The organism is Flavobacterium esculini (assembly GCF_048284325.1).
Classification (GTDB): domain Bacteria; phylum Bacteroidota; class Bacteroidia; order Flavobacteriales; family Flavobacteriaceae; genus Flavobacterium.
This window is the reverse complement of record NZ_JBLVPI010000036.1, coordinates 1-5,558: the sequence shown is the minus strand read 5'-3', so window position 1 is coordinate 5,558 and position 5,558 is coordinate 1. Positions and strand designations below refer to the sequence as shown.

The following is a 5,558-nucleotide window of genomic DNA, read 5'->3' as shown; positions in this document are numbered from 1 at the left end:
CGGTTCTAGCTAAAGCTTCTGCTAAAATTGCTGTTGCATTGGCAGAAATAGCAGTTGCATTGGAAGCATCTCCACTTATTCTAGCTGATGTTTCTGCTAAAATTGAAGCTGCATTGGCTAACTCAGCAGCTCTTGCAGTTGTAGCTTCTGCAGAAATCGCATTGGCATTAGCCAACTCAGCAGCTCTCGCGGTTGTAGCTTCTCCATATATTGCAGTAGCATTGGTAGCGATGGCGTTATCGTGAGCAGTGTCAGCAGAAGTTCTGCCAGAAGTTTCTGCTGAAATTGCAGCTGTATTATTCGAAATAGCTGTGTTTTGAAGACCGTCTGCAGTTGTTCTTGCTGATGTCTCTGTTGAAATTGAAGCTGCATTCGTAGCGTCTCCATTTGTTCTAGCTAAAGCTTCTGCTGTTATTGCATCTGTATTATTCGAAATAGCTATATTTTGAAGACCGTCTGCAGTTGTTCTTGCTGATGTCTCTGTTGAAATTGAAGCTGCATTCGTAGCGTCTCCATTTGTTCTAGCTAAAGCTTCTGCTGTTATTGCATCTGTATTATTCGAAATAGCTATATTTTGAAGATCATCTGCAGTTGTTCTAGCTGATGTCTCTGTTGCTATTACAGCTGTATTATTCGAAATAGCTGTGTTTTGAAGACCATCTGCAGTTGTTCTAGCTGATGTCTCTGCTGAAATTGAAGCTGCATTAGCTAACTCAGAAGCTCTTGCAGTTGTAGCTTCTGATGTAATTGCGCTTGCATTAGCAGCGATAGCTGTATCATGAGCAGTGTCTGCAGCAGTTCTGCCAAAAGTTTCTGTTGTAATTGCAGCTGCATTCGTAGCATCGCCATTTGTTCTAGCTAAAGCTTCTGCTGAAATTGCTGAAGCATTGGTAGTAATAGCCGTGTTTTGAATACCATCTGCAGTTGTTCTTGCTGTTGTCTCTGTTGCTATTGCAGCTGTATTATTCGAAATAGCTGTATTTTGAATAGCATCTGCATCAGTTCTAGCTGAAGTTTCTGCTGTTATTGCTGAAGCATTAGTAATATCTCCATTTGTTCTAGCTGTAGTTTCAGTTGATATAGCTGTAGCGTTTGCACCAATAGCTATATTTTGAATAGCATCTGCATCAGTTCTAGCTAAAGCTTCTGCTGTTATTGCATCTGTATTATTCGAAATAGCTATATTTTGAAGATCATCTGCAGTTGTTCTAGCTGATGTTTCTGCTAAAATTGAAGCTGCATTGGTAGCGTCTCCATTTATTCTAGCTAAAGCTTCTGCTGAAATCGCATTGGCATTGGCAGCGATTGCGTTATCGTGAGCAGTGTCAGCAGTGGCTCTAGTTGTGCTTTCTGTTGAAATTGCATTGGCATTAGCTAACTCAGCAGCTCTTGCGGTTGTAGCTTCTCCAGATATTGCAGTTGCATTGGAAGCATCTCCAGTTGTTCTAGATGATGTTTCTGCTAAAATTGAAGCTGCATTGGTATCGTCTCCATTTATTCTAGCTAAAGCTTCTGCTGAAATTGCTGAAACATTGTCAGAAATAGCTGTGTTTTGAAGACCATCTGCAGTTGTTCTAGTTGATGTCTCTGTTGCTATTGCATCTGTATTGACTGCAATGGCAAGACTCTGTGCTGTTTGCTCTGTTTCAAGTGCGGTAATCGCTGTTGTGCTAGTAGTAATCGCTGTAGCTTGTGCTGGAGTGATTCCAACTTTAGCCGTATTGGCTGTTACAGCTGAATTGGCAGCAACTCTAGTATCTGTATAATATAAATTAGTTCCTTCAGCTATATTAGAAGTTGTCAGTGTTATTGCTCCTGAAACTTGAGTTACGCCATTTACGGAAGTTGTCAGACCATCCGCACCATTAGTTCCATTTGATCCAACGGCACCTGTAGCTCCTGTTAATCCTATCGGACCTTGAGAACCAATTGCTCCAGTAGAACCTGTAGCTCCTGTTAATCCTATCGAACCTTGTGCTCCAGTTAATCCATCTATTCCATTTGTTCCTGCTGCGCCTGTAGCTCCGGTTAATCCTATTGGACCTTGTGCTCCGTTTGCACCAGTATCTCCTTTTAATCCTTGTGATCCCGTAACTCCAGGTAACCCTTGAATTCCTTGAAGACCTGTTGCTCCCGAAGGACCTGCAGGACCTGCAGGACCTGCAGGACCTGCTACACCTGCTACATTTGCATTTTCGGCATACAATGCATAAGGTACGCTATTCAATTGTGTGGTCCCCATATCAACAAAAGATAGACCTCCTGTTGCATCCATTTCAACTTGGATAAACTTAGCGCCAATACCCCAGTTTACAGCTGCTAAAGTACCAGTAGTCGGCGAGCCTGAACCAATATTTACATTAAATAATCCAAGATTGGTAGTCGTAACATTATGGGTTTCTCGAAACACAATTGTACCTGTTGAAGTACTATTATGAATAGAAAATCTCAAACTGATGTTCTGTAAAGCTCGTATATCTCCACTAGCATTGCGAGCTACACCTTGATAAGGAATCGCTTGTGGAGATTGAGCATAGGCCTTGTCAATTGTGCCTATAAAGCTAAAAATACATACTACTATCAATATGATTGTATGTAGTAATTTTTCTTGTGAAGTAAAAATATTTTTCATGAAACTTATTTTTTTGTATGAGTAATTTAATTTCTTAAAATAGTAAAGCCTTCTCTCTTTTGTAAGAGAGCTATTTTTGTAATATAAGGATTAATAATAAAAATGGATTATGGCACTGGAAGTAGTACAAGAAAATTAAAATATTATTTCAGGAAACTGAAACTATATCTAATCCTATTATACTTGATTTAAAATATCAGTAAGCTCTGTATTCAAATACTATGAAAACGAAATACAATTTAAAGTTACTTATTACCCCTTAGAAAATGAATCCTATTAATGTAACGGAAGGAACTTACCCATATTCCAGTTCTGGTAAAGTTAATGTGCGATAAAAAAAAATATTTGTAATAAAAAGAACTATAGTTAAAAATCCAGATTTGGGTAGAAATGTTTTCATATTTATTGAATTCAAATAATGAATTGGGACTGTTTTTTCTTAAAATATAAATGCGGAAAGAACTTTTTTGAGTTGTAACCATTTAACATAATTTTATAAAATTTACGGTTTTTTTAGACAAAAAACATTCAAATAATCATCTGAATTTCATCAACTTAAATGCTAAATTATGTAATTAAGAACACATTAGTCCAATTTTTCATACATTTCCGATTAAAGGAATAAAAAAAACTATGAACTACATACCTTATGATTTTCAGAGGAAATAAAAAAAATATAATGATAAAATATGCTGGCTTTTGAATCCGATTTTTAATTTGAATTGATGAAAATTTAATTCAAAATTAAGTCAACTCTCCTCAATAACCTTGTGAAACCCGACAACTCCTTATATTAAAAACTTCCTTAATTTATTATAATGCTATCAGCCCAAATCATTATTCATAAAACGCAATAAGGCTAAATATTTCATTTTAAATTGAAACCCATTCCTGATGCTTATGTATTTACTGCTTTTACCTAAAACTGAATTCTCAAATCATTTTAACTGCTATATAAAAAAACTCCATCCCAATAAAATTGAGATGGAGTTAATTAAAAAAACAATTATGAAATAAGCGTTACTGTTTTATTAGCCTGACCGTTTTTTGGTTAATACCCTGACTCACTATCGCAATGTAAGCACCTGATGGAAGCCCATCTCCAAACTTAATTTGTTGTCCATCACTATTATCAATGTGTTTCACCATTCTTCCAAGTGAGTCATAAACTAAAACTTCCACTTTTTCATTGCTGCCACCTTTCATCTCTATAGTAAAGTATTGGCTCGATGGATTAGGATATGCCGTTACATTAAATGGAATAAGTTCTGATTTTTTTTCTACAAGTTCCACTTTTGCAGAATTTTTCTTCACTTCATGTATTACAATAGAGCCTCCGCCAAGTGCAGTATTAGCATCTACGTTATCTGCTGCACCAATTTGGTTATCATAAACAATAGTACCTGATGTTGTTACCCAAATTTTGATTCTAAATTTATCTGTAACTGCTGTTGCTTTCATGTCACCGTCTATTGCAGAAACCATAAAACTATATCCAAGAATACCGTTTATGGTCCCTTTTCCTTTATATATTGATTGTGCTCCTGCAATTACTAATGACATGGCATCGTGACTGCTACTGGAAAAGTTTAGATTTCCAGTTTGAAATTGAAACTCTGTATTTCCATCCACTGTGGTGCTTCCTTTTTTGTACTTGGCATTAAAACCAAAATTAGCTTTTCCAATAAGTGCTGGGTTAGCTACATAAGCGCCCGCAGGGGAGTTAATCCATCCACCTCCAGTTACAAATCCGCCATTTGGATCGTATACTGTAAGATATGCATTTGATGTAGCACAACCAGCACCAGTTAGAGCTGTAATCTTGTATACTTCAGCTGCAAGGCTGGTAACAGAAAATGTAGCTAAACCACTGCTGTTTGTTAGAGAAGCATAACTTGTAATTCCACCATTCCCATTATCAAGCGTGAATAATACATTGATGCCAGAAAGATTACCCGAAATTGATGAAAAAACTGTAGCACTTAGCAATGCATTTGAACCAATAGGAACTGGAACGCTACTGGCACTAGCATCTATGGCGACACTGTTTATTGTGAACAAAGAAGTATTATAAGTAATGCTATAGTTACTTAACACACCGACAGGACTCAATGATGTACTAATTGTATATGTTCCTCCTGCAGTTTCGCCTGCTGTTCTGCTGTACATTGCTGTTACATTATCGCTACCTATGAATCCATTTAAAGAGCCAGTGAAAAGAAGAGGGTCAGCCTGACCGCAATATTTGCTAGATGGATTTGGTGTTACACTTGCTGTTTTTGTACCAATCGTAAAAGTCTTACTATAAATACTTCCTAAATGGTTAGCATCACCTGCATAAGTGTAACTTGCAGTAGCTGTTCCTGCATTGATGTTGTTCAAATAAACCGCAGAAGGTGTCAGATTCAAACTACCTGCTCCTGTTACAGTAACCGTAGCGGGTGTTATTGCAGAACCTGTATAGGTGAATGTCCCTGCTGCGATAGTAACCACAGTTGTAGTTGCAGCCTTACCGATGGTGAAATTCTCACTGTCTGTACTTGATAAATAGTTAGCAGTTTCCGCATAAGTATAACTAGCGGTTGCTGTTCCGGCATTGATGTTGTTTGTAAAATCAGCACCTGGAGTTAAACTCAAACCACCTGCACCTGTTACACTAACTGTAGCTGGTGTTTGTGCCGAACCTGTATAAGCAAATGGGCCAGCAGCGATAGTAACCACAGTTGTAGTTGCAGCTTTACCGATGGTGAAATTCTCACTGTCTGAACTTGATAAATAGTTAGCAGTTTCTGTATAAGTATAACTAGCAGTTGCTGTTCCGGCATTGGTGTTGTTTGTAAAATCAGCTGCTGGTGTTAAATTCAAACCTCCTGCTCCTGTTACACTAACTGTAGCTGGTGTTTGTGCCGAACCTGTATAAGCAAAT

The 5,558-nt window shown here is 37.5% G+C and carries 2 protein-coding genes; both read right to left on the bottom strand.

All coding sequences use genetic code 11. The features are described 5' to 3' along the window. Positions 1-2,632, bottom strand: a 2,632-nt coding sequence (locus ACNQGG_RS17130) for a beta strand repeat-containing protein (RefSeq protein WP_417966044.1), incomplete at its 3' end; no start/stop codon positions are given. A 1,020-nt stretch (positions 2,633-3,652) separates the two neighbouring features. Then, the coding region (locus ACNQGG_RS17125) for a T9SS type A sorting domain-containing protein (protein ID WP_417966042.1) at positions 3,653-5,558 on the bottom strand (1,906 nt) is incomplete at its 5' end.